The organism is Paenibacillus sp. B1-35, assembly GCF_050474385.1.
In the GTDB taxonomy this organism is placed as follows: domain Bacteria; phylum Bacillota; class Bacilli; order Paenibacillales; family Paenibacillaceae; genus Paenibacillus_B; species Paenibacillus_B alvei.
In genome coordinates, this window is the sequence record NZ_JBCHVJ010000003.1 from 119,126 (window position 1) to 144,987 (window position 25,862).

General features: G+C 45.5%; 22 protein-coding genes and 1 pseudogene. 16 read left to right on the forward strand and 7 right to left on the reverse strand.

Going from position 1 to position 25,862, the window contains the following annotated elements; all coding sequences use genetic code 11:
* Window positions 1-3: 3 nt before the first annotated feature.
* Genes ACQ5BJ_RS12390 through ACQ5BJ_RS12400 form a run of 3 tightly spaced genes read right to left on the reverse strand, consistent with a single transcriptional unit; the run spans window position 4 to window position 2,412 of the window.
* Complete coding sequence (locus ACQ5BJ_RS12390) at window positions 4-735, reverse strand: ABC transporter permease (protein WP_268621882.1); 732 nt, start codon at window positions 733-735, stop codon at window positions 4-6.
* A gap of 13 nt (window positions 736-748) precedes the next feature.
* Complete coding sequence (locus ACQ5BJ_RS12395; RefSeq protein ID WP_268621885.1) at window positions 749-1,498, reverse strand: ABC transporter permease; 750 nt, start codon at window positions 1,496-1,498, stop codon at window positions 749-751.
* Window positions 1,495-2,412, reverse strand: coding sequence for an ABC transporter ATP-binding protein (locus ACQ5BJ_RS12400; protein ID WP_268621887.1), 918 nt, complete (start codon window positions 2,410-2,412; stop codon window positions 1,495-1,497). Before ACQ5BJ_RS12400 ends, ACQ5BJ_RS12395 begins: the two co-directional genes overlap by 4 nt.
* A gap of 240 nt (window positions 2,413-2,652) precedes the next feature.
* On the opposite strand from ACQ5BJ_RS12400, the gene ACQ5BJ_RS12405 reads away from it, so the two are divergent.
* The gene (locus ACQ5BJ_RS12405) at window positions 2,653-2,832 is read left to right on the forward strand and encodes a hypothetical protein (protein WP_005544237.1); all 180 of its coding nucleotides are present in this window, start codon (window positions 2,653-2,655) and stop codon (window positions 2,830-2,832) included.
* Here ACQ5BJ_RS12405 and ACQ5BJ_RS12410 read toward each other — a convergent pair.
* Window positions 2,826-4,868 carry an ATP-binding protein gene (locus tag ACQ5BJ_RS12410; RefSeq protein WP_430110824.1) on the reverse strand — a complete coding sequence of 681 codons (2,043 nt, stop codon included), beginning with the start codon at window positions 4,866-4,868 and terminating at the stop codon, window positions 2,826-2,828. The two genes, ACQ5BJ_RS12405 and ACQ5BJ_RS12410, sit on opposite strands and share 7 nt — an antisense overlap.
* Window positions 4,869-4,972: 104 nt before the next feature.
* Window positions 4,973-5,446: a GNAT family N-acetyltransferase gene (locus ACQ5BJ_RS12415; protein WP_430110821.1), complete on the reverse strand. Its 474-nt coding sequence runs from the start codon at window positions 5,444-5,446 to the stop codon at window positions 4,973-4,975.
* A gap of 170 nt (window positions 5,447-5,616) precedes the next feature.
* Here ACQ5BJ_RS12415 and ACQ5BJ_RS12420 point away from each other — a divergent pair, with 170 nt between their 5' ends.
* The 6 genes and pseudogenes from ACQ5BJ_RS12420 to ACQ5BJ_RS12445 all read left to right on the forward strand — a co-directional run bounded on the left by ACQ5BJ_RS12420 (window position 5,617) and on the right by ACQ5BJ_RS12445 (window position 11,788).
* Window positions 5,617-6,372: a cyclase family protein gene (locus ACQ5BJ_RS12420; RefSeq protein ID WP_367667390.1), complete on the forward strand. Its 756-nt coding sequence runs from the start codon at window positions 5,617-5,619 to the stop codon at window positions 6,370-6,372.
* A 174-nt stretch (window positions 6,373-6,546) separates the two neighbouring features.
* Window positions 6,547-7,395 (forward strand): hypothetical protein, encoded by an 849-nt coding sequence (locus ACQ5BJ_RS12425; RefSeq protein ID WP_289355254.1) that lies wholly within the window; start codon window positions 6,547-6,549, stop codon window positions 7,393-7,395.
* A gap of 286 nt (window positions 7,396-7,681) precedes the next feature.
* Entirely contained in the window at window positions 7,682-8,599 is a 918-nt protein-coding gene (locus tag ACQ5BJ_RS12430; protein WP_430110818.1) for a GNAT family N-acetyltransferase, read from the forward strand.
* 374 nt (window positions 8,600-8,973) lie between these two features.
* Entirely contained in the window at window positions 8,974-9,510 is a 537-nt protein-coding gene (locus tag ACQ5BJ_RS12435) for a pyridoxamine 5'-phosphate oxidase family protein (RefSeq protein ID WP_430110815.1), read from the forward strand.
* A gap of 178 nt (window positions 9,511-9,688) precedes the next feature.
* Window positions 9,689-11,018 (forward strand): annotated as a pseudogene (gene hemL, locus ACQ5BJ_RS12440) (glutamate-1-semialdehyde 2,1-aminomutase).
* A gap of 26 nt (window positions 11,019-11,044) precedes the next feature.
* Window positions 11,045-11,788 carry a YggS family pyridoxal phosphate-dependent enzyme gene (locus ACQ5BJ_RS12445; RefSeq protein ID WP_430110812.1) on the forward strand — a complete coding sequence of 248 codons (744 nt, stop codon included), beginning with the start codon at window positions 11,045-11,047 and terminating at the stop codon, window positions 11,786-11,788.
* A gap of 154 nt (window positions 11,789-11,942) precedes the next feature.
* Here the strand turns inward: ACQ5BJ_RS12445 and ACQ5BJ_RS12450 are convergent, their stop codons facing one another.
* Window positions 11,943-13,373, reverse strand: a complete 1,431-nt coding sequence (locus tag ACQ5BJ_RS12450; protein WP_268621902.1) for a PLP-dependent aminotransferase family protein — start codon at window positions 13,371-13,373, stop codon at window positions 11,943-11,945.
* Between the two features lie 775 nt (window positions 13,374-14,148).
* Between ACQ5BJ_RS12450 and aiiA the strand changes: the two genes are divergently transcribed.
* The 5 genes from aiiA to ACQ5BJ_RS12475 all read left to right on the forward strand — a co-directional run bounded on the left by aiiA (window position 14,149) and on the right by ACQ5BJ_RS12475 (window position 18,670).
* Window positions 14,149-14,907, forward strand: a complete 759-nt coding sequence (gene aiiA, locus ACQ5BJ_RS12455) for a quorum-quenching N-acyl homoserine lactonase AiiA (protein WP_005544228.1) — start codon at window positions 14,149-14,151, stop codon at window positions 14,905-14,907.
* A gap of 14 nt (window positions 14,908-14,921) precedes the next feature.
* Window positions 14,922-16,244, forward strand: a complete 1,323-nt coding sequence (locus tag ACQ5BJ_RS12460; protein WP_430110810.1) for an MFS transporter — start codon at window positions 14,922-14,924, stop codon at window positions 16,242-16,244.
* Window positions 16,245-16,288: 44 nt separating this feature from the next.
* Window positions 16,289-17,677: an amidase gene (locus ACQ5BJ_RS12465; protein ID WP_430110807.1), complete on the forward strand. Its 1,389-nt coding sequence runs from the start codon at window positions 16,289-16,291 to the stop codon at window positions 17,675-17,677.
* A gap of 29 nt (window positions 17,678-17,706) precedes the next feature.
* Window positions 17,707-17,898: a hypothetical protein gene (locus ACQ5BJ_RS12470; RefSeq protein WP_005544225.1), complete on the forward strand. Its 192-nt coding sequence runs from the start codon at window positions 17,707-17,709 to the stop codon at window positions 17,896-17,898.
* Between the two features lie 154 nt (window positions 17,899-18,052).
* Window positions 18,053-18,670, forward strand: a complete 618-nt coding sequence (locus ACQ5BJ_RS12475; protein ID WP_040734998.1) for a TetR/AcrR family transcriptional regulator — start codon at window positions 18,053-18,055, stop codon at window positions 18,668-18,670.
* A gap of 42 nt (window positions 18,671-18,712) precedes the next feature.
* Here the strand turns inward: ACQ5BJ_RS12475 and ACQ5BJ_RS12480 are convergent, their stop codons facing one another.
* Window positions 18,713-19,279, reverse strand: coding sequence for a CGNR zinc finger domain-containing protein (locus ACQ5BJ_RS12480; RefSeq protein WP_268621908.1), 567 nt, complete (start codon window positions 19,277-19,279; stop codon window positions 18,713-18,715).
* 244 nt (window positions 19,280-19,523) lie between these two features.
* Here ACQ5BJ_RS12480 and ACQ5BJ_RS12485 point away from each other — a divergent pair, with 244 nt between their 5' ends.
* The 4 genes from ACQ5BJ_RS12485 to ACQ5BJ_RS12500 all read left to right on the forward strand — a co-directional run bounded on the left by ACQ5BJ_RS12485 (window position 19,524) and on the right by ACQ5BJ_RS12500 (window position 25,819).
* Entirely contained in the window at window positions 19,524-20,684 is a 1,161-nt protein-coding gene (locus ACQ5BJ_RS12485) for an epoxide hydrolase family protein (protein WP_171414801.1), read from the forward strand.
* 213 nt (window positions 20,685-20,897) lie between these two features.
* The gene (locus tag ACQ5BJ_RS12490) at window positions 20,898-22,424 is read left to right on the forward strand and encodes an extracellular solute-binding protein (RefSeq protein WP_171414798.1); all 1,527 of its coding nucleotides are present in this window, start codon (window positions 20,898-20,900) and stop codon (window positions 22,422-22,424) included.
* Window positions 22,405-24,207, forward strand: a complete 1,803-nt coding sequence (locus ACQ5BJ_RS12495) for a sensor histidine kinase (RefSeq protein WP_430110801.1) — start codon at window positions 22,405-22,407, stop codon at window positions 24,205-24,207. Before ACQ5BJ_RS12490 ends, ACQ5BJ_RS12495 begins: the two co-directional genes overlap by 20 nt.
* Window positions 24,208-24,232: 25 nt before the next feature.
* A complete protein-coding gene (locus tag ACQ5BJ_RS12500; protein ID WP_171414796.1) occupies window positions 24,233-25,819 on the forward strand; it encodes a response regulator in 1,587 nt (528 codons plus the stop codon).
* Window positions 25,820-25,862 lie beyond the last annotated feature (43 nt).

Here is a 25,862-nt window from a genome sequence, read left to right on the forward strand (position 1 = left end):
GAATTAGGCTTGAATAACATCATTCCTCTGCAAGCTGCGAATGGCATAACTAGTGAACAGCACAATATAAATGCCACTCATCACATAGAATTGAATATGCTCCGCACCATTCAGACTCTCTTGGCTGAGTACACCCATGCCAATCGTCAGCATGGAATACGGCAGCAGCATGCCGAACTTCGCGACATACAGCCCCAAACCAAGGAAAACAGCACATAAACAGATGCCGATCGGTGCGGCAAAGCTGCGGATTCGAAGCGAGAGCACAAGCTGTATGGCAGCTATTGAGAGAGAAGATATCCAACCTCGGAATATCCATCCTATCGCATCGGGAGGAAATTCCGAGGAGATATCAAGCAAGTATCCCATACATAGATACAGAGTAAAAAATATCAACTGGACAAAAAACAAGAGTGCTCCAACGACAATCAGCTTGGCAATGACGACGCTGGCGATGGATACGGGAGCCGTCAATACAGCATTCCAGTTCCGGTTCATATGCTCTAGTCTGCATGCATAGGCACAACAGATCGCGATTAGCACAGGGAGGAAGAACATGCCGTAAAAAAGAGCAGCTTGCGTCCACAAGCTGTACCATTCCTGCTGCAGAACCTCTCGATTTAAATAATAATTTACGCAGCCAATCACGAGACTAATAACGGGAAGAACAACAAGAATGATCCAAATTCGAGAATGCCGCAGCTTCAGGACTTCAGCGGAAACGCTTCGTAACATATCGATTAACCTCCTATACTTCCCTGCGAGAAACATGTATATTACCTGCCGCGTAACATGCGACTGCGATGAGTAGCACCACAACGGTCAGACCGAAGCTTGGTGGCTGCATCACGTAAGTTGCGGATTTCCCTGTATATAGATAGGTAACAGGAGACAGTCCGGAATAGTAAGACCATATGAATATTCGACGCACAAATGCAGGAAATAGATCTGCTGTCATGCCTATAAAGCCGCCTATCATTCCTAGACACAGGGCAAAGGACTGATTCTTCAAAATAAGGGAAATCCACTGCTGCAAGGCAATGATGGCTAAGCTTGTCAGAAGCGCTCCTCCAATATGCAGAATGAGAAGCCGCAATGGGAGCGAATCGAAACCGTTCATCACGCCGAACGTAAAAACTATGCCTGCCTGCAGGACAAGGTACAGGCAGATAATCGAGACAGCGCATATGAATTTGGCCGCATAGAGGCTGCTCCGATTCATATTTGTTGCCATTAACAACTTCCATGTGTTTCCTTTGTGTTCCATGTCGCACAAGCGCGATACGACGATAGCCGATATAATCGGGAGAAATAATCCGTTCATGGAGGCTGTAGTTGCAATTACCGTTTTCCAGTCCGCGCTGCTGGGATTTCGAGCGATCGACATCGTTGTCGATACCAACGCCCATAGCATTTCAGCACCCAGAAATAAGACCATCATAGCGAAGATGCGCTTACGGCGAAGTTTGAAATATTCTAGGGACAAAGCTCTTGTCATAAGCTTCTCTCCCTTCCGGTAAGCTCCAAGAAAATATCCTCCAGTGTTCTTTTGCGTTCTTCGATCCGTAGAACATCAATGCCACTCAGCACGAGCTCCTTATTCAGCCTTGCCACCTGTTGATCGCTCATATGCTTGATCTGAAAGAATTCGTCCCGTAGGCTGGCCATATAGCCCTGATTTTGCATCCATGCTGCTGCTGCAGTATTATTGCTCGTTCGAATTGCGAGGGACGACCTATTTCGCTCTTGCAGTGTCTCCATCTTTCCTTGGTATAGCAGATTGCCGTCACTAATAATGCCAACGGAGGTGGCGATCTGCTCAATTTCGGAGAGCAGGTGGCTGGAAAGAAGTACGGTAATTCCGTATTGCCGCGGCAGTGATTTGATCAGTTCGCGAATTTCACCGATGCCTGCGGGATCTAATCCGTTCGTCGGCTCATCCAATATGAGCAGCTTGGGGTAGGAGATAAGAGCCATGGCTATGCCCAGCCGCTGTTTCATACCGAGCGAGTAATGCTCTACTTGTTTGTTTTTCTGGTTTTCAAGTCGGACAATTCGCAGCGCCTCTTCCACATTTTTGCTCGGAACCCCGCGTAATTTCTGCATGACGCGCATATTTTCAAGTCCAGTCAAATGACCGTAATAAGAAGGAGATTCAATCAGGGAGCCGATCTGATTGAGAACAGTTCGCCGATGTTTGCCGAGCTCCTGACCGAATAGGGTAATGCGGCCATCGGTGGGCTTGGCTAGACCAAGCAGCATCTTCAAGGTTGTGGATTTCCCCGCCCCATTCGGGCCAAGGAAGCCGTATATTTCGCCTTCTAGAACCTCAAGGTTAATGTTGTTCACCCGGCATACATGGTTATAAAATTTTGAAAGTCCGCGAGTAGCAACGACGGGCTGGGCATTCATCAAGGATCATCCACTCCATTCACTATTTCCAATTATGATTTCATGCTTCAACTGTAAGTCCTGCACCTTTCATAAGGTTGAAGATTACCTTACGCCAACCTTAAATGATGGTGTTCACATCCCAATATGAGAAAAAGTTGAGACGAAGAGACAAGCCTTCTGGATTATAGTGAAAGACAACGAGACAGTGCCAGCAAATTGTCCAGTTGGATGATGAGGGGCGAAAATGGGGGAATAGTTATGGATCTAATCTCAAAGGAAAAAGTGGACGTTCGTGTAGAAGATATTATCGAGCAGCTAAGGTTACATGAGGAGGCTGTACGGCAGATATTGCACGGAGGGATTGAGATACATAAGAAGGGCCTGAAGGCTGAGATGTATTTGGAACCGTCAGCCAAGGCCCTGTTGAGCTGTCAATGAATTCCCTTGCACTTAATCATTTCGGTAACGTTTTGAATTGCTTTGTTCAAGTGGCGATAGTAAGTTGCGCGACTCATATTGCAAGCAAGCGCAGCCGCAATGTGATTGTTGGGGTACAGGTTATATGCCGTATTCAGGAGAAGCAGGTCTTGTTCTTGTAGAAAGAGTGTGTTTTTCTCAAGGATGGGCAGTAAGCGTGCTTGTAAATCGACCCCATTTGTAATCATGGGGAAAAAGCGGGTGTAGTAACTCAGCTTGCCCGGATCGTGCAAGAAGGACAGTATTTTGCGGACGTCTTGCATCGTAATCTCGTACTGATTGCTGCTGGATTGGCTTGCCTGCTGGGAGAAGAAGGACATAATCCAATTCCCAAACCGCTCCTGCCTAAGATCTAGTTCTAGTATGTCCGCTCTTGCATATGTAGTATCACAATCCCTTGTACGTGTGGGACGAAGCTGGAATCCGACTTGCTGGAGGAAGGTTTTTAAATTCGGATTGGTCGCTACCAGCACTGCGCGAGAGCCTTGTCCGAGCAAGGAGAGTCGATCTCGGGTGAGCAGACCGACCAGTTCTTCACGGGTGAATATGGGATGCTTGTCCGTAGCTGTGCACAAGACAGGAAAGTATGTGTCAGCTTGATCCGCTCTGCAAGCTAGTTCTTTAGATGTGAAGCATTCGCGCAGTTCGGAAGGGAAGTGCTTTTGCATGAGTCTGCTTGTGTCCTGATGTACAAGGAGCATGATGAACATGCCAATTGGCTTTCCGTCCGTTTCACGCAAAACAACAATGCTCTCCGGGAATTGGAACGCGAGATCATCCATAAATTGGTGGTAGGTATTTCGCTGCCATGGATCAATGCTGTAGTCGCACCATCGATCAAGAAGCTCATGAAGGGCGGGTAAATCGGTCTCGGTCATAACTTCGAGCGATGAATCCGGCGAGTCTACCGTCCAGTCTGCATACAATCGATCGGATTGAAGGGTATCCTTGCACAAAAAGAGTAATTTTGCAGCAATCTCGCGTCGTCGATGAAGCTCTGCTTGGGAAAATTTCTGATATAGAAGCATGGCCGCCTTCGTTCTCAGCTCTTCTAATCGCTGGGGCTCCCTAGCACGGAAATCCCGGTACAGGTGCATGCGGGCAATATCATGAAGAGCAATGCCCTCAGGGCCTGTTCGCATAAATGACATGCTTTGCAGCAGCCGATATTGTTGAATCGTTACTGGGCGATTCAGGAACTTGGAGAGCATTTCTTGGTTGGCTTGCTGCAAGACAATTAAGGCATCAACGCACGGTTGAACCTCCTCAGTCGTAAGCTCACGCAGTAAGTGGGCACTAATTGTTTGAGATACAATATTGGTATCTATTCTCGACAACTCCCGCTTTTTTTGAACAGCTTCTACAGCAAGCGCTAGAGCGAGTGGGTGGCCGTCTGAGCTTCGCGCAATTTCCCCGCTGATTTCCTTCGAAAATGCCCCTGCATGTGAGATATAATCCATGGTTTCCGTATAAGAAAAATGAGCCAGTGGCAGTTCGGTAATATGCCTTCCCCTATGCGGATGTGTTCTCCATACAAGTGGAATAGGGGATCGAGAGGCGAATACAATGAGGACGCCCTGAGATGACAGCTTCGGCCAGAATGCATTCATCACCCACCCTTCCAGGAGTGAAATATGCTCGCAATTGTCAATAAAGATAGCGATGCGACAGGAGGCGTGAGCAGACATTAGCACTTCGAGTGGATTGGCAGGATTGTAATTATATAATTCGAATTGAATGGCGGATGTAATATACTCCAAAAACCCTACTGGCGTCATGATGCTTGAGCGTCCGTCCAGCCAGATGCTTGGCCATTTTCGCTGCTGAACCGCTAGCATCATCTCTGTCATTAGGGAGCTTTTGCCTATGCCCCCCATGCCGGATATGTATAGGATGTGGGAAGGGGCTTGAGGATTGTCGAGCCAATCGAGAACATGACTCATTTCTTTGCTGCGCCCGACGAATGGCTTGGTTAGTTCCAACCAATGGAGCTGCACGATATCGGATGCGCCTCCTTGCGATTTATTTTATTTCCCATGTTAGCGATTCTCTTCTTATCTGGCAATATCGGATAGTAGAAGTTAGAATATGGGGCTAGTTATTACAGGGATAAACGAAGAATGAATTGCTCGCCAATAAACCCCTTGTGTCTTCGGCCTGTGTCTATGAACCCGACCTTCATGTACAAACGCTGCGCCGGAATATTTTTGTGATTCACAGCCAGCGCAATCTCATTGCATGCGGGGAAATGCTGAGATACAAAGCTTTTGAGAAGCCCCAACCCAATTGCGGCGTATCCTTGTCCCTGCTGCGCATAATCGATGGATAAGGCTGTGAGCATGAATGCGTGGGGATTCGTGGTGTACTCATGAATATATGCATTCTCATGCAAGACAAAGAAGCCGACCGGCTTGCTGTTAGCTGTTATGACGATCGGGTGCTTGCCATCCGACGAATCCAGACGCTGAATTGGCAGTGCAGTATATTGTTCCTGCTCCTCCGGAAGCTGATAGGCTTGGAGGGGCTTCAAGTATTCGGGCTTGTAAAATTGCAGTTCTATTGAATGGGCCTTCATTTTTCTTGTTCGCACCTCGATTTTTACGAGAATTAGAAAAATCCTTTTTATAGTGTAGCAGTACGTTTGTTTGTTCTCAATGAAATGTGAATCTTTGGATATCGGAAAGGGAAATATTACCTCTTTGTTGAATTCATTGTTAATCGTTCATTCAAAGGAGAGGTACGCAAATGAAAATCATTGATTTGAGTGTATCCATTAGTCCTCGTATTCGTGAACTGCTTCCGGCCAAGATTGAATATTCCAGTCACAAGGAGGGTGCGAAGCAGGCAGCCGCCATACTTGGATTAAAGCCGGAAGATTTTCCGGAAAGCCAAGCTTGGGCTACCGAAACGGTAACCTTGAATACGCATGCCGGCACCCATATTGATGCGCCTTGGCATTACTGGCCAACCTCGGAAGGCAAGCCGTCAAGGACAATTGATGAGCTCCCGTTGGAATGGTTCTTCTCTGATGGCGTGCTGCTTGATTTCAGTCAGAAGTCTTCCGGCTATGAGATTACGACGGACGATGTAATCGCTGAGTTGGATCGAATCGGCTATAAGCTGAAGCCGCTGGACATCGTCTTAATCCGTACGGATGCGGACAAGCGCCTCTATGAGGAGCATTATGTGTCTTTGCATGCTGGGGTGTCAGCGGAAGCGACGCGCTGGCTGATTGATCAGGGCATTAAGGTTGTAGGCACAGATGGCTGGGGGTGGGATATACCATTGAACCTGCAAGCTGAGGCATATAAGCGCGAGCCGAAGGCGGGCGTTCTGTGGGCAGCTCATTTCGTTGGCCAAGACCATGAATATTGTCAAATTGAGAAGCTGGCGAATCTGGAACAGCTGCCGAAGCCATTCGGATTTAAGGTGTGCTGCTTCCCGGTAAAGGTAGAAAAGGCGAGCGCAGGCTGGTCGCGTCCAGTTGCTATTTTTGAATAAACCCCAAAAAGTGCACAAAATCGGATTACAGATAAGAGGAGAGAGTTTAGAACAGGAAGCCGTTCTATGTTTTTCATTGTTTTGCAAAGTATAAAGGCGTAAAGTAAATGGTATAATTTTCCAATAACTACCTATAATACATTACGCTTTTAAATTCAGATTAGGAGGGATAAAATGGAGGCTATGAAAATCGGATACTTTAGAAAACCTGTTTTATTGTTTTTGATTGTTGCTGTAATATTGTCAGGCTTTTTGGGATTTTCGGTTAAAGTCAATGCTGCTATGCAAACTCCTGTAATGGGGATTGACGGAAAGAAGTATAGCGTAGTATTGGGGAAAACTGGTGAACATATTATTGTTTTCAGAAATGATGTTGAAATCACGACAATTTATACTGGTGGAAGCTTCAGCAGTGACTTTGTAGATATTCAAACTTATAGCTTTACCAATGATACATTAAACATTTCTACGAAGTGGAGATATAAAGGCGCATATCAAACCTTTACAGCCTATAATGTTTCAAAAATTAAGGATAGAATTATTCTATCAACTGCGGGTGGTTCCCCAAGGTTTGACTTTCCAAGAGATTCAACGCAAAGACAGGTGAAAATTGGGAGGAAAGGGAACTGGTCAAATATCGGTGGATATTATCAGCACAACTTGCCAACTGACGTTGTAAACCAGACGGCGTATGCCAGAGCAATTAGTAGTGCGGGAGAGTTGATGGAATTGACTTATACAACCCCATTCCCTGCTTTTGGAACGTCAGCGATGTCAACGGAAAGTCCAGACGGAACGAAGTATGTTATAACCTCATTACAGTTATCGGCTGGAACTGCTACAATCAAGGCTCAGCGACCCGATGGTACATATGAGACAACCGAAATCTATAAAAGTTCAGATTATATTTTCTCTCAAATCAAAAATATGTGGTGGAGTGGTAACAACTTGAATGTAACATATCAATGGCGTTATGCGAATACGAATCAAACAGCAACCTTTTATAATTTAGGTAAGTTGTAAGGCAAACGAAGCTGTAGAGGCAGCAGACGCAAATCCTTCTCAATACAAAGTGAATTATGGGAGTGTCCACTTATTAATTTAAACCTGAGTATATGGACGTATATCGGTCACAGACTTCTCCTGATTACGCCAAAATTTTTACGCAATACGAATTAGCTGTGGATTGCACGTTAGAAATGAGTTCAACCTTGCACCTTGCAAGCCGAGGAATGACAAGACAGGAATATGTAAAGCATCTGTATGGATAGCAGATGTACCGATAGATAAAAAGGAGATAATTTACTTCATGTCGATCATAATTCATGCCATATCATATGAGCATGTTGATGAATTAGCAGCCTTAATCGTACGATTGAATCGCGAGAAGCAGCATCATGTTGGATTTTGCGGAGATCAGGCAGGGGAAATTGCAAGCACACTAAGAGAGGATTTCTCAGATCTCGATTTGGAATCCTCCTTCGTTATTGCCTGTGAAAATGAACGAATAGTTGGTGCGCTTGGCTTTGATGTTGATCTTGAACGTGGCGTGGCAGAGGTGTGGGGGCCATTTATTGACCAGGATTCAAAATGGAATGAGATCGCTAACCAACTCTGGGAAACGGGAATGAATCAGCTTGGTGGCAAGGCGCCGACTTTCTATTGTTTCTATAATGAGGAGAACAAGCGAGCATTGCAGTTCACAGTTGCGGTGCAGGCGGAATTTTTACATACTCATTTGGTGTTGAAATGCTCTCGCATCGCATTCAGCTATGTTCCAGTCCAGACGACGCTGCAGGAGATCACGCCAGAATACGTTGAGGCCTTTATTGGGCTGCATGATGCCTCGTTCCCAAATACGTATTACAACGGACAAGAGATCATTAGCCGGCTACAGGACGAACATCGTATCTTTATTGCAGTGGATCGAAATGAGAGTCTGCTCGGTTACGTCTACGTGGAGGCGGATCCTGAAGCACAAGAAGGAAATATCGAATTCATTGCCGTATCGCCGCAGGCACAAGGCCAAGGGCTCGGCACTTCACTCATGCAAGAGGCGCTGCGCTTCCTGCTCATCGAGAAGGAGATTGATGAAATCTCATTATGTGTGCAGGAGGAGAACGAAAAGGCGATTTCTCTCTATCAAAAAGCTGGCTTTCAGCAAGAGCATCGGCTTTTGTTATTTAAGACAACTTGGCAAGGTGAAAGCCAAAGGCCAAATGGCTAGATTACGGTGAGCCTGCCGTTGAAGAAGCTATCGGGCTGTACTATGCAGCGTTTATGTTCATTGGCTTGGCACTTGGAATGATGAAGAATGCGCAGATCAGCTTGGGGCGGGATCGAATATAATAAGCTCCAGTTAATGTGGAGCCAGAGGGAACCGGAATGAATGACCTTCATTCCGGTTTTTGTTATGAAGTGCACCTAGCCAAGCGAGGTGGAACAGACTAAACACGAATGCGTTCATTATTAGTTTGGTAAGAGGAGCATCGCTTACTGTCTAATATGGATTGCATCAATTCCATGATTATGGACATTTATCCTCATTCCAATGGCTGGTAAACTCACATCATAATCTTTCAATTCAATAGAGGTGAAGCCATGAATGGAGTGCGTTACAAAATAAGAGAAGTGTTGGACAAAAACAAGATTGAGACATTTTTGCAGCAAGCTCGAATTGGACATCTTGGAATGGTCGATGGTCATCTGCCGTATGTTGTTCCTCTCAATTTCGTTTGGACAAATGGAAAGCTTTATTTTCATGGAGCCACTGGTGGGAGAAGAAATCACGTTATGGATGCGAATCCGGAGGTCTGTTTTGCGATTTGTGAAGAATATGGAACGATTACTGATCCGGTGCCAGCCAAGACGGACACAGCGTATATGAGCGTAATGATTTTTGGCAAGGCACAGCCCGTCGTCGATTTGGATGAAGCTACACACATGTTGCAGGAAATGATGTATAAGTATGTGCCTGGTTACTATAATCGGCCGTTACCCAAGCAGCACGTAGACAAATACCGGTCAGCAGTATTCAGTGGGCCGGTTGAGGTGTACCGAATAGATCCACATCATATCACCGCGAAAGAAAATCCGATTGAAGAGGGGAAAATGTTTGCTCCCGGAAAAACCGTGTAAGCTGTTTTTTTATACATAAGAACCTGTAAAAGCTCTTCGAAATCATCGAATTATAAAATGAATGCTGCCGTTACTCATGCGGCAGCATTTGCATTATTAACTAGCGTTTTTTGATAGCTCGCTCAATCGTTGTTCTTGAGTTCGATGAGCCGGACCAGATGAAATGGAGGGAAAGTGAATGAAGAATGCTTTGGAAGTTTCGCGTTCAAAATCTGTATCCGCATATGAAGAAGCCAAGCGAGTCATCCCTGGAGGAGTCAATAGCCCTGTTCGCGCTTTTTCATCGGTGGACTTGACCCCCGTTTTTGCGGCTAGCGGGCAAGGGTCACGAATAATGGATATTGACGGGAATGAATAAGTTGACTATATCGGATCATGGGGACCGCTAATATTGGGGCATGCACATCCTGAAGTGAATAAGGCAGCTGCAAGCGCAATAACTAGCGGAGCAAGCTTTGGCTTGCCCACAGAGATCGAAACCCGAATGGCCAATCTGATCAGTAAAATCGTCCCTTCGATAGAAAAGGTTCGCATGGTCAATTCGGGGACAGAAGCTACGATGAGCGCGCTGCGCTTGGCTAGGGGGTATACGAAGCGGAACAAAATACTTAAATTTCAAGGCGGTTACCATGGGCATGCGGATGCGCTTCTCGTCAGGTCGGGATCGGCTATTGCGACACTTGGGCTGCCGGATAGTCCCGGCGTATCGAAGTCTGTAGTCGCGGATACGCTGGCGGTTCCTTATAACCATATAGAAAGCGTAGAGCGCATGTTTGAACAATTTGGGGAACAGATTGCAGCCGTCATCGTTGAACCTGTAGCGGGGAATATGGGAGTTGTTCCGCCGCAACCGGGATTTTTACATGCGCTGCGTGAACTGACTAGGCACTATGGAAGTCTTCTCATTTTTGATGAAGTGATGACCGGCTTTCGTGTCGCATATCAAGGCGCACAACACTTCTATGGGATTGATCCCGATCTCACTTGTTTAGGTAAGATTATTGGTGGTGGCTTTCCAGTTGGTGCTTATGGCGGGAAACAAGAAATCATGGACATGGTTGCGCCTGAAGGCCCCGTTTATCAAGCAGGGACATTATCAGGCAATCCTGTGGCGATGAATGCCGGCTATAAGACCTTACAATTACTTGGGCAGCCAGGCGTTTATGATGAATTGGAACGAAAATCGGCAAGACTGGCTGAAGGTTTTAAGGGAAACTCGGATAGGACGGGCATACCGTTGACGATCAACCGAGTAGGGTCTATGTTGTGCCCTTATTTTACAAATAGAGAAGTCATCGATTTCGAAACGGCTCAATCCGCCGATAATGATTTGTTTAAGGAATATTATCCATGGATGCTGGAACACGGAATCTTGTTAGCACCAACGCCGTATGAAGCGGATGTTTGTGTCGCTTGCCCACTCGGATGAAGATATTGAAATGACAATCGAGGCTCATTACCAAGTCTTGAAGAAGCTAAGCAATAGCGGAAAGATAATAAAAACGTAAACGGGAGCAGTTAGAGGGGAGAAGACATGGAACATCTAGTAGAAGAGAATCTCAAAGCCGTTAGGCAGCAGATGGATTTGGCTTGTCAAGCATCCGGGCGCAAGATAGAGGACGTGAAATTGTTGTTGGCGACCAAAACCGTACCGCTTGAAAAATTGCAAATGGCGATACAGATGGGAGAGACTCTATTTGGAGAAAACAAAGCGCAAGAACTTCGTGACAAATTTCCGCTTATGCGGCAATCTAATCAGGTAGAATGGCATTTTATTGGGCATTTGCAAACGAATAAAGTGAAGGACGTTGTCAAATATGTTACGCTCATTCATTCTGTAGACCGTTTGAAATTGGGGCAGGCCCTGAATCATCAACTCGTCAAAGAGAACAAGACTATGGATATTCTGGTGCAAATCAACACCTCCTACGAGGAAAGTAAATTTGGCGCTTCTCCGGAAACGGCACTGGAGTTGGTGGAGCAATTGTCCCAGTTCGAAACGTTAAACGTGAAAGGCTTAATGACGATTGGAAAACTAAATGCTACAAACGATGAGACCCGGCATTGCTTCCGATTATTAAAATCGATTCAAACCCAAGTTAGAGAGAAAAAGTTCCCGCGTGTTGAAATGGATATCCTCTCGATGGGCATGTCCGGTGATTTCAAGGTGGCTATCGAAGAAGGGGCTACTATCATTCGCGTAGGGACAAGCGTATTCGGGCAGCGTTACTTGCCGGACAGCTATTACTGGAACGAAAACGCGCGCCAGGACGATTAGGAGAAAGGCCGGATAACGCTTATGAACCCAACTTTTCTGCATGGTTGTCGACATTTTAACGCGTTAGATTAAGATTGGCGATACGCAGAAAGGCATTGTCATTATGGACGTGTTCAATGCCGAGCAAGCTAATGTCGTGACGGGGATGCTTGGCTTATAAAAGCATCCCCGCTAGACGATAAATCCCTTCTTCAATGGCTGCTTCATCTACTTTAGCAAACCCCAGCACCCAACCTTTTCGATCGCTTTCCAAACAATACGTGCTAAGCGGATAAACGCGGATTCCATTTTCGAGCGCTAACTTAGTCACGGCTTCCTCGTCAAACGATTTATCAGCCTCAAGAAGCATATGCAATCCCGTTTCTACGCCGCTGAGTGTGAAGTGTTCGCTTAGACCAGTCGCGATAATCGACTTCGTCATGGCTTCGTGTCTGCGACGATATACATTTCGAACTCGTCTCATATGACGCATAAAATGGCCATGCTCGATAAAATGAGTTAGTGTTAATTGCTCCATAATCGGCAGATGGCGATAGGTTAATTCATGGACTTGGGCAATTTGACGAATGGCCTCTTTGGGACCGACAATTGCCGATAACCGAATGCCAGGAGCGACCATTTTGGAGTAACTCATCATATATAACGTGTTCTGAGGCCGTTGACTGAACAGCGTTGGGAGCGGGTCACCGCGATACCGAAATTCACTATCGTAATCATCCTCAATAATCCAGAAACGCTGCCCAGCAGCCATATGCAACAATTGCTGCCTGCGCGGCTCCGACATAATTGCTCCAACCGCACACTGGTGCGATGGCGTAACATATACAAGTTTGGACCCAGGATGAATGCGATCAATACATAGTCCGTGTTCGTCGACCGGAATGGACTCAACCTGCATGCGCCGATACTTCATTACCATCCAGGCAGCAGGGAAGCCGGGATCCTCAACCGAAACTGTTTCTCCTTCCTGTAACAGAGCCTGGGCAATCAAATCAATGCTATGTTGGGCGCCTGAGGTTAAGATGATCTGATCGACATCCACATGAACGCCCCGTTCAAGCGACAAATAACGTTGAATCTGCTCTCGCAGCGGCAGAAATCCATAGGCGTTTCCGTAAGCCCAATTGTCCAGGTCTGATTCTGAAGAGGCATGCAAAAAGGATTGTCTCCAATTTTTTCGAAAATGCTCGTCTATGTATGGCTCATGAGGACTGAAATCAATTTCTACTTCACGCTTATCTTTGTTTCCGAACCAACTGTGTAAATGGCCGATTCCTGTGTGCAATGATGGCAATTCAGGAGGGATCGGCCCTTGTGTGGCAGCATCTTCAGAAGGACGAGTCGCATATGTCCAATCGCTAACTCTTGTCCCGCCGCGACGAGAGGTTACGGTATACCCGCGGCTGAATAATTCCTCGTAAACAATCTGTATGGTTGAGCGGGAAACACCAATCAATGGAGCGAGTTCACGGGTAGGGAGCAGTAATTCGCCTGGCGGCCATTTTCCGGTTGTAATATTTTGAATCGCTTGATCCAGAAGCTGCTGCCAGATAGGCCGTTTGTCATTTCGATTTACTTGTAACATTCAGACAACTCCCGCGTTTTTGGCGTAATTATGGATTGTTATAATGCCTAATTATGGATATTAATCAACAATCCATTGATTGGTATACTAGCATGACAATTGTTGATTGTACAATACAACAGAAATCTCTTCTTAGGGAGAAAATTTCAGAATTCAATAATGACGGCCAGCCTGTTAGTTGTCAAAAAATAAAGATATAGACTGAGAAAATAGAGTCGAAGACTGTGAGAAGCCAGTAAGCTAACGGGGACACGATAGCTTAATACAAAGCAGCCTAACCGATATGGATTCAAATAAACAAGCTTATCATTTCTCAAATTAACGAGGCAAGATTAATCAACTGTTTTATTTATTTTCTGTTTTTCCGATCAATATCTGAAGGAGAGATGGTCACGAAGCGTAAATCAAATAAGGAGCGCGTAATAAAAAGACCCCAACTTATTTTTTCTTATTATGAATTACGTTAAATGGTGTATGACAAGATGATTGACTGACACTAACTACTAAATATGACGAGTGACAAAAAAAGGTGTACCGATTAATAACCGCGTAAAACGCGGTTTTTTTATTTTAGCGGTACATATGTCATGCCGCTGTAGAGTCAGTCATTAAGCTAACGGGGCAGTTTAGTGACAGTAAGAGAAGTTTTAGGTAATTCATACTGTTCTGATCGGCCTTATTTTCTGGTGATGAATTGACATCGGACAACTTGTCCGTTACAATCAATCCATAACGGACAAGTTGTCCGAATTTGTAATGTGAAGGGTGAAACTGGATGTATGTCAAAAAGTTGTATTTTTTACCTGTAGGTGAATGTTTCCTAGATCAATCGGCTGTTAATCGAACCCTTGCCCCCGGGAAATTAGTCGGAATGCCTGTGTGGTCTTTTCTGTTGGAAACGACCAGCGGGCCGATACTCATCGATACGGGAATGCCCGATGCATTTATCAACAATCCTGATTACTACAAGGGGACTAGACGTGAAGGGCGCGTCGTCCCCAATATGTCGGACGGCGACTCGATCGTGAATGTGTTAAAACGTGTCGGTTATCGGCCTGACGATATTCAGATGGTCATTAGCTCCCATTTACACTTGGATCATTCTGGGGGAAACGGGCATTTCCGCAATACGCCGATCCTTATTCAAAGGGCAGAGTATGATGCGGCCATAGGCAACGAGGATTACTCTCCATTAGAGTGCAGGCTACCCGATTTACAATATCAAATCATTGAGGGTGACCATGAATTGATTCCGGGAGTTCAAATTTTCTCCACTCCGGGTCATTCCCCTGGGCATCAATCAGTCCTCGTTACGACGGAAAAGTCGGGTCCGGTGCTTCTGACGATTGATGTTGCTTATACGCGGGAGAACTTCGAGAGTAACATACCGTTCTTGACATTCGATCAAGAGATGGCTGCCAAATCGATTATACGTATGCAGGAGTTGATTCAGGATGTTCGGCCGTCCTATGTTTTCTTGGGACACGATAGAGATCAAGCGCAAAAATGCCGTACCTTTCCTGACTTCCTGTAATGGAGGAATAGGCTATGGATACTCAATCAATGGCTTTATCCGGCAATGAGCGGAAATTAATGGGGACACTTTGCTTGCTCATTATTTTCGGAAACATCAATATGACCATGTTTAACTTGGCTATACCGTCGATTTCCGCTAACTTTGCGCTGACCTCCTCACAGGTGAGCTGGGTCATGGTCGGTTACAGCATTTTGATGGCCATCGGCGCTGGTACTTACGGCAAGTTAACGGAGTCCTTTTCCTTCCGTCAGCTGTATGTCATTGGTTTAATCCTTTTTGCTTTCGGCTCTATGATCGGCTTCTTTGCAGCTTCATACTTGCAAGTCATCATTGGGAGACTGCTGCAAGCAGCAGGGGCCTCATCCATCTCTCCCCTGTCTTATGCGGCAGTAACCCTATATTTTAAGCCTTCCGTCAAGGGACGGGTACTGGGAACGTTATCGGCCACAATTGCCTTTGCTTCCGGCTTCGGGCCTGTGTTCGGCGGTTTCGTGGAGCAATACTTTGGCTGGCGTGCTTTGTTCATCGTGTCCAGTCTAAGCCTATTTGTTATCCCTTTGGTATTTAAATATGTTCCAAGCAAGAAACACGACCGAGGTTCATTCGATTTTCTTGGAGCTGTTTTGTTCTCCGCCGGACTGGCGTTTGTGTTGCTAGGGGTTACGAACTATTGGTTTATGCTCATTGCAGGAGCAGCATTTCTTCTATGGTTCGGTATTCATGTTCAGAAAAAGGAACATCCATTTATCGATGCATCTTTCATGGAAAACGCTCCTTACCGACGAATTCTAGGGATTGGATTTCTTACCTTCGTTTGCAACACGGGGTTAACCTTTACTCTTCCTGTCATGATGAAGAACGCTTTTCATTTACCGACTAGCGAAATCGGTCTGCTGATGCTTCCCGGTGCCGCCTGCGCAGCTTTGCTCGGATCCCGGATCGGAGGTTGGACGGATCGTTTCGGAAGCTCCCGCGTGCTTGTCATATCGCAAAGTCTCGTCATCGGCGGATTTATACTGCTGGGTGTATCCGTACATTTGCCGCCATGGATCGATGCTTTATTGATCATTATCCTTATGATTGGATTCAACGGTGTCCTCACCTCTAGCAGCAATTTAGTTTCGACGACACTCTGTTCGGCTGAGCTGGGTGTGGGGATGGGTATTTTCACACTGGCCTATCTGCTAGGCGGAGCATTCGGTCCTGCGCTGGTCGGACGACTGATTGATCTAAAGATGCCCTTTTCTGTTGTTTATTTTACCATTGCCCTGTTGGCAATCCTGACATACTTATTCGCAAGAAAAACAAATCCTAGCGAAAGCTATGGTAATTAGTTGGTAGACGGACGACTTGTCCGAAAGATAGGGAGGATAACGAGATGAGTCAATTAAATTCCCAACTGTCCTTTGCTGCTATTCATGAGCTGGCCGAAGGGATCCGAACAAGGGAAATATCCCCGGTAGAGATTACAGAACATGCGCTTCATCGCATCGAACGTTTGAATCCGAAACTGAACGTTTTCGTTACCCAAACGTCCGAGCTGGCGGTTGAACAAGCAAAGCAAACGGAACGTGATATTATGCATGGTCGGTACAAAGGGCCCCTTCACGGGATTCCCATCGTTCATAAGGATCTATATTACACGAAAGGGATCCGAACAACTGCCGGTTCGAAAATATTGAACAGCTTCGTCCCCGATTACGATTCGACGGTTGCAACTAAGCTACATGAGGCTGGAACAGTTCTGCTAGGCAAAGTTCAGACTCACGAGTTCGCTGCGGGATTGACAACAACTAGCCCGCACTTCGGTCCTTGCCTCAATCCGTGGAACACTGAACTTGTAACGGGAGGTTCAAGCGGCGGCTCTGCTTCTGCTTTAGCGGCTGGACTTGCTTATCTGGGCACAGGCTCGGATACCGGAGGCTCTATCCGCATACCCGCCGCCCTGTGCGGCGTCGTAGGGATGAAGCCGACGTACGGTCGGGTCAGTCGGTATGGTATCATTCCAATGGCCTGGTCATTGGATCACTCGGGTCCGTTGACCCGAAGCGTCATGGATGCGTCCCTGTGCTTGGATGTGATGTCAGGCTTCGATCCAAAGGATGAATCGACGGTCGATCTGCCTGCTCCAGGTATCAAAATGTATCCGAATGGTCTCAGGGGTGTACGTATCGGATTGCCGACTAATTACTATTACGAGGATTTGATGCCGGAAGTGGAAGCTGCGATGAAGGCCGCTATCAATAAATTCCGAGAACTGGGAGCGGAAATCATCGAAGTCAGCCTGCCCATGATCAAACATGTTAAAAGCGCGACGATGGCCATTATGATGACGGAGATGTACTCGAACCACGAGAAGTGGCTTGAGACAGAATTGGAACAGTATGGTGCGGATGTCCGAATGTTTCTTGAAAGCAGCAGAGATATTCCGGCTTCCATTTACCTCCAGTCTAAGCGGGCCCGACAATTAATTGTCAATGATTTTTTGAATGCATTGTCCGGAATCGACATCCTATTGACGCCGGCAACACCGATCACCGCGCCGCGTGCAGATGATAATGCTAGTGTATTCAGATTGAACTCATTTACGGTTCCGACCAATTTGACCGGCTTGCCTAGCCTGAGCATGCCTTGCGGTTTCTCACCTTCCGGTCTGCCGATTAATATGCAATTGATTGGCCGCCCCTTCGAAGAAGCGACAGTACTAGGCATCGGCAATACTTATGAGATGAATACCGGCTGGCACAAGAGACATCCGGATTTGTAAGCCTGACTAAATTTGATGGAGGGTATCCTATGGAACAGAAGCAACTTAACTCTGAAGTTAACAGGAAAGCATTGACCGAAACCGGAACAGATACGACGAGCGACAACAAAAAAGCCTACGAGCAGTTTATTCCTACGATCGCAAGTTTGAAGGAACTGGACCTAACTGGCATTGAACCGCATTTGCCTCCAATTTACAAAAAGTATTATACCAAGAAATAAAAAAAGTTCATCGGTCACCCAAATGAAAGTATCTTTAATTTTTTTTACGAAATGTATTATAATATGAATTGACGGACAACATGTCCTATACACGAAAAACGGACCATTGTCCGTTTTTTCGTATTAAATAACAGTTAATTTAAGAAGAAGGGAGATGTTTATAGTGAATTCAGAATCGCAATCTGCCTCTACGAAAATTCCCAGAGAGGAGTTAAACCGAAGACGAATTTTGGCGTCAGCTAGAGAACTTTTTATCAAAAACGGTGTTGACAATGTCAATATGCATCAGATTGCGAAGACTGCTGGAGTAGGACAAGCAAGCCTATACCGCCGCTTCTCGGATAAGGGCGACATCTGTCAGGAGATCGCGTGTGAAGAATACCAACCCTTGTTTGATGAAGTTCAAATATTTCTTGATCAATCCCCAGAAACCGCGGCCTTGGACCGGCTTTACCATGTAATCGTAAGATATGTTTCTTTTTTAGAGGCGAAAGTTCCTTGGCTCTGTGAGGTCAGTCGGGCCTCAACCGGGCATCGTCCGTTACAATCTCCGTTATGTCAATGGATGCGCAATATAAGCAGAAATCTGCTAAATGAGGCCGTTGAACGGGGAGACGTATCCGGGGTGGACATTCCATATACCATTGAAGCCCTGCTGGCCGTGCTTCACAATATCGATTACCATCTCCAAGAAGAAGGCTTTACGAGCCAACGAGTTCTTGATGGATTACAACGCATATTTATTGAAGGTTTAAAAGCTCATAGACGTTAATTGAGGTGAGGGGCTGGGAAGCCAGCCCTATGTTCTACTCTACTAAATCGTCGTTTCGGATTTATGGTGTTTGTGCCGGAAGGTCTTATTTTTTGCTCGGTTGCCGCATGCCTTCATCGAACACCATCTCCCCGTTCCGGGTCTGGATCGATCCACGAATACCCACTGGCAATCCTTCGCTGTACATACACGTATGCGATGCCATATCTTTGTTCGTCTTAGTTCGTACACGATAATGAGTAATTGAGCTAATCCCTTAGCTGCATTTTCATGCAGAGGCACAAGCCGCTCTCCATTCTCATGGAACATGAGTCCGAACTGGAAACTCTTCGTAAGCTGCTCCAGCTTAACCTGTTCCCCAACTCCATCATGCTCATTGTTCACTATTGTTTTGCGCAGTTCATCTCGAAGCTCACACGCCAATTGCAATTCTTCTGCTGAAGCAGCATCATCTGATTTTGCAATAAGTTGGTGCTGCAAGAGCCACTCGACTAAGCGGCTAGGCTCCGTTAAATGCTCGATCCCGGGATCTCCCTCGTACCGCGTTCGTCTATCATGTGTATTGAAGAAATCAGCAACCATCTCAAGCTGATCATATCCACTCGTCATCTGCTCAACCACTCCTATTGACACATCACAAGTTAATCATTTAGATTTATTTACCAGTTAGCTAACTGTTTAAATTATTTTACTGGTTATGTTTGTTGGTGATGTCTTATTCGTGCTTCATGACTTCAATATCAGTGTATCACTAGGTCGTTCTAAATTATAGATTTGATGAACTCGCGGCCTAGCTTCCCCAAGTCCTTTCTATTTATTCTCGCGTTTATTCTGCCAAGGAGCGAAGATAACGATGAACTTGAATCCTTTCACAGTGAGTATACCTGACGAAGAAATCGAACAATTGAAGCAAAGATTGCGAATGACAAGATGGCCGGATGAAATCCCAGGAGCAGAATGGGATTACGGGATTCCGATATCGTATATGAAGGATATGGTTCATTATTGGCTGTACGATTTCGACTGGCGCATGGTGGAACGGCATATCAATTCCTTCTCTCATTACAAAGCAATGATTGACGGGAAAGACATTCACTTTGTGTACGAAAAAGGGAAGGGAAGTCGCTCTATACCGATTCTCATTCCCCACGGCTGGCCGAGCACATTTTATGAGATGCTAGATTTGATTCCGTTTTTGATACAGCCGGATAACGATGGGGGCGATGAATCCATCTCATTTGATATTATCATTCCTTCGATTCCGGGGCATGGGTTCTCAAGTATACCGTTGGAGTCAGGATATGAGGATAGACAGGTTGCGAATGTGTTGGTCAAGTTGATGGAGGGGCTGGGCTATGAGCAGTTTGGGGCACATGGCTATGATTTGGGTGCAAGCGTGCTTGGCTTGTTATGCTTGGATCATCCGGAGCGGGTCATTGGGTATCATACGACATCACCGGGGAATCCGAGTCCTTGTATAGGCCAGGGCATGGAGATGTCCGAGGCGGAGCGTGCTTTTCTGACATGTGGCGATCAGTGGTATCGCGAAGAGGGGGGATATGCGCATCTATTGGGAACGAAGCCTCAGACTGCGGCATATGCGCTGCATGATTCACCAGTAGGTCTGGCAGCCTTTATTTTGGAAAAGTGGTATTACTGGACGGTATTTGAAAAAGGGGAATCGATGGAGCAGTTCAGCAAGGATGATTTGCTGGCGAATGTATCGATCTACTGGTTTACCCAGACGATCAACGCAGCGAACCGTTATTATTATGAAGGCAGGCATATCAAGTGGCCGGGGGAAGGGGACATCTGCACTGTGCCGCATGGCGTATCGCTGACGAAGACGCAGCCTCACGAGCGCCCGCCGAGGGAATATGTAGCACGACTGTTCCCGAACATCCTGCAATGGGATGAGCTGAATGCAGGAGGTCACTTTGTAGCGCTCGAGCAGCCGGAATTAGTTGCAAGCCAGATTCGGTCATTTTTTTCGAAAATAGATAAACAAAAATAAAAGAGGGAACAAGCGGAGGCACCTGAACTCAAGGTGTCTTTATTTGTATGAATTACATAAATCTATTAATATTGTTGAGAAATATTGTGTGGGGTTCAAATTTTATACTATAATTGGAGGACTTATATCACTATCGCCGTAGTTCTTTAGGAGGAATCATACAGCCTTTTCAATGGCGCGTGGAATGGATACAAGCGAAAGGGGGTTCTTGTTATGTTGCGCAGCGGTAAATTAATAAATAGATTTATGCTGATGATTTACATGCTAACCTTTCTTATGTTAGGCCTATTTTTTATACCTAAGTTGAGTCCGATTTCAATCAGTCCTGAGAAAGAATTGCAGAATGGGAAAGACATAGCCATTGTGATCAACAGTTTGAGTTTTCCGTTTCCGGCTGGTTTGGACGAAAATCATAATCCTTATTTGGATTATATAAAAAAAAGTGTCGGATTCAATATCCATGTCGAACTGCCGCCTGTACCCAGTTATGAAAAAATGATCGACACCATCATTTCGAAGGAACAGAATCATCCCGATATGATCAACATCAATTCCCCGATCCAATTTGCCAAATTCGTAACGCAAAATAAGCTCCAGCCTCTCGATCATTGGATAGACGAATATGGAGCAGATTTGAAGCGTCTCATACCGGAAGAATTATGGAACCGCGTTCGGTATAACGGCTCGATTTACGCAATTCCGAGTGGCCAGTTGGTGAAGGGGAATGAAGTCATCTACATCCGCAAAGACTGGCTGGATAAACTGAACCTGCCGATACCCGTAACGCTGGAAGATTATAAGGAAGCAATGAAAGCATTTTCGGAAGGTGATCCCGACGGAAACGGAAAGAGAGATACATACGGCTTTACGATGATGAAGGATTTGTATCATTCTTCCCCGCTTTTTGGGGCGTTCGGAGTTCAATTGAACCAATGGACGGAACGTGGGGGAAAGCTCGTCTATGGCAACGTTTTGCCGGAAATGAAGGAAGCGCTCTCATTCTTTGCCGAGCTCTACCGGCAAGGATGGATTGATCCGGATTTCCCTATTTACCGCAGTAATGTTATGAACGAAAAAATAATAGAAGGAAAGGTCGGAATGTTTTCCGGAGCTTGGTATGATTCGCGCGGGGTTATTGCTCAAAGCCTGAAGAAAGATCCGCAAGCGAATTGGATAACCATTGACTATCCGATAGGCAAGAAAGGGAAGCAGGGAGTAGGTGCATTGAATCCAGTTTTCGGGTACCAAGTGGTTCCAAAAGGGAGCAGTCATGCTCGCGAAGTCATTCAATTTTTAAATTTCATTGCAGGTAAAGGCAGAACCTCAATAGTTCTGGGATTTCACAATCAAGTGTGGGATTGGAAAGACGGGAAAATTGTCAGCAAATTTAATGAACATGACAAGCACCTGTACAGAGGCATGTATTCTGCACTGGTGAATGTGGACAAACGGTGGCTGTTGCGTGCACGCAATGATTCCTATGGCAAAGAATTTCGTCTCAACGATAACATTGATAAAATAGAAAAAAATGTCGTGCAAGATGCATACGGCGGCCCGCCCCCTCTTACCATGGTAAGAAAATGGAATGAACTTTATTCATTGCAGGAAGTCTTCGTAAAAATCATTCTCGGCCTAGAATCCACGAATTCATTCGACGACTACGTGAAACGATGGTATGAGAGCGGAGGCACACAAGTTACGCAGGAAGTAAACGATTGGCATGAATCGCATAAAAAATAAGGATGTAGCCATGAAACGATACCAACGTGTGCATCATAAGTTTCTGCAAACCTCGCAACTACGGCTCAGCATCTATTTCTTCATCGTGCTTCTGCCGCTGGTTATCATTAGCTTGTACGTCAATAACAGAGCGAACCAAATTATTATTCAAAAAACGACAGAACAGACTCAAGAGAAGGTGGAGTCTGTTATGAATAACCTTGAATTGTCGTTGCACCATTTTGAGACGTTAACCAATCTAATTGCAACGAACCATAACATAAATGAGAAGCTGAAGGTAAATGGATCGGGGATGTCGCCTCGTACCATTGTTCAGTACTCTGAGCTGCTGCAAGAGCTGTGGAATATTTCGGCGGTGAGTCTGGTGGCTTCCCAGATCACGATTTATCAGATGGAAACCCATACGATGATATCTACGAAATATGGAGGAAAGAGAATTGAATCTGCGACCGAGCGAGAAAGTTTCGCCTCTTTAAATCGGCTTGCGGATCAAGTGGGTACGTTCTTGATGTCCCAACCCAAAGAGGGGAAAGAATCTGTAATCGCAGATTTAGTGGAGGCCAATTCCATATCTCTAGTCAGAAGGCTGAATGCCTTCCCGGATAAGAACAAAGCAAGTTTACTAGTTGTAACTTTACATAAAAATGCTCTCCAGACACTCATAAGCCCGCTGTTGAGTGCCGAGCTGACCAGCTTGCAAATCACGAACAGAGAAGGAGAGTCCATTCTATCCGTTCCCAATGGCGATCCAGGCGAAAAACGCGATGGAGATATGCTTAAAGTCAGCGTGCAATCGTCTAGTTACCCAATCCGGTTGGAGGTTTTTCGGCCGATCGAAGAAATTTATAAAGAAACAAAAACGATGAGGCAATTTACCTATTTGATCATAGCGTGCAGCTTCGTGCTTTCCATGCTTATTTCTTGGGGAATTTATAACCGTATCGCTTCCCCTTTAGACCAATTAAAGAATGCAATGAAGGGCTTAATCGGTGGAGATTATGACATACGGTTGCATACAAGGCGGAAGGATGAATTTGGTTATTTGATGGATTCGTATAATCGAATGGCCGAGCATCAAAAGCATTTGATTCAGGATCACTATGAGCAGCAGCTTCGTATTGCCCGAACCGAGCTTACGTTTTTGCAATCTCAAATTAATCCGCATTTCTTATATAATACGCTCAACTCTATCTACTGGACGGCACAAAACTACGAGGCAGAGGAAATAAGCGAGATGGTGCTGAACCTGTCCCACTTTTTTCGGTTAAGTCTTCATAAAGGGAAGGATACATTCACGGTAGAAGAAACGATTACACATCTAGGCTACTACTTACGCATTCAACAGATCCGTTTTTTACATTGCTTTCAGGTCGTTTATGAGATACAAGAAGCAACGAAAACGATCCCCGTATTAAAGCTGCTTTTGCAGCCTTTGGTTGAAAATGCGGTAATTCATGGACTGGAGCAGATGAAGAGCGATGGTTTGTTAATCATTTCGAGCTTCTTGAAGCAGGGGAAATTGATGATTACCGTGCAAGATAACGGGAGTGGAATAAGTGAGCAGCGCCTACAATCCATTTATCAAGTTATTCAGGAAATCGAAGGAAAGACGGCTCCTTTTTCTTTTTTGGAATCCCCGGGAAAGGAGCTATACGGCTTGCGCAACGTTTGTTCGAGAATGAAGATGTTCTATGGCCATGATGCACACATCCGGTTCGAAAGCCAGTTAGGAGTGGGTACAACAGTAACTCTTGAGCTGCCTATTGCCGAATGCGACAGATGAATACTTTTGATAGGGAGAGGATCACTTGAATCTTCTTATTGTGGAAGACGAGACTAGATTTTTGCAAAATCTACTTCACATGCCTTGGGAAGATCACGATATCGAAGTAGTAGGATCGGCGAATAACGGGGCTGAAGCTCTTGCTCAGATCCAAATAAAGCAGCCCGATATTATTTTAATGGATATACAAATGCCCGAAATGGACGGTCTTTCCTTGGCTTGCCAAGTGGCTCGAGATTATTCGAGTACGAAAATCATCATTTTAAGCGGTCATGATAAATTCTCCTATGCGCAGACAGCGGTGGAACTTGGTGTATACAAATATTTGCTCAAGCCTGCTGCTGAAATGGACATTCTCCAGACTGTGACGGATGCAGCCCGATGCATTAAGGCCGAGTTAATGGAGCGAACGCGTCAGCTAATGATGCAGGAGCAATGGACACAATACCTTCCCATCCTGCATCAGCATACGCTTCGCAATTTAGCATATGGAAAATATCAAATAGAAGATCTAGAAGCGTCCTGTGCTTCATTAGGACTTCATATAGATATTCATTCTCGTTATGCAGTAATCGTTCTAGACGTGGATGAACAAACCGATTCTAGCAATGAAAACGGCATGACCATGGACAAGCTTGTGCATTTTATTCGAAATCATTTGCCGATTCCTGATTATTATGTGTGCACGGAAGAGGATAAGGCGATTATTGTAATTGGAAGGGCCGGAGCGCTGGAACAAAATCAGCAGCAGCTGTTCGGAATTCACATCATCATGGAGAAGCTTATTCGCAACATTAAGCAATGTCTAGGCATTGTCGTAAGTGCGGGAATTAGTGGAGGAACGGGAAAGATAGACGAACTGCTGCCCTTATATATTCAAGCTAAAAAGGCGCTGCAAAATCGGGTCGTTTATGGAACAGGTATCGCAATTCCATATGATGATCCGCTCCAAGTCGAGTTCACGAACCGACCAAATTATGAACATGAGGACAAGCAATTGGAGATGGCTTTGGAGGCGTTGGATCAAGAACTTGCCATGCGAATGATTTCGAACATGTGTGAGGCGGTGAAGAACAACTCAGCGTCGTACGAAATCATGATGGAACAATTAATGTACATCGTTGGCGTATTGACACTCTTTATTCGCAAACGCGGATGGTCCGTACAGGATGTGACGGGAGAGGATTTTGATTTTCTCTCGAATGTACAATCACTTACGACGCCCGAGCGTATGTACGATGTTTTGCATCGTGCCGTAAGAAGCATAATCTCTTATGCCGAGAGTCATGACAGAAAGGTTACTCATCCCACTGTTCAAGCCATTATCGAGCTGCTTGAGACGGAACAGGAGCAGGAATTTACGTTACATACGATTGCAGACCGTTTTTATGTGAACGCCTCGTATTTAAGTCGTTTATTCAAGCAGGAAACAGGAATGCCATTTACTTCTTATGTTCTCGAACACAAGATGGAACGGGCGAGGACGGCACTGATGAATGGTGCAAGAGTGTATGATGCAGCCGCCATGATTGGATATAGAGACGTCAGCTATTTTACCAAAATATTCCGAAAATATTGGGGCGTGACGCCAAGCAGTGTAAAAAATAAATGAATAGGTCTCTAGTGAATCGAAAACTATTAACTAAGGAGTCGAT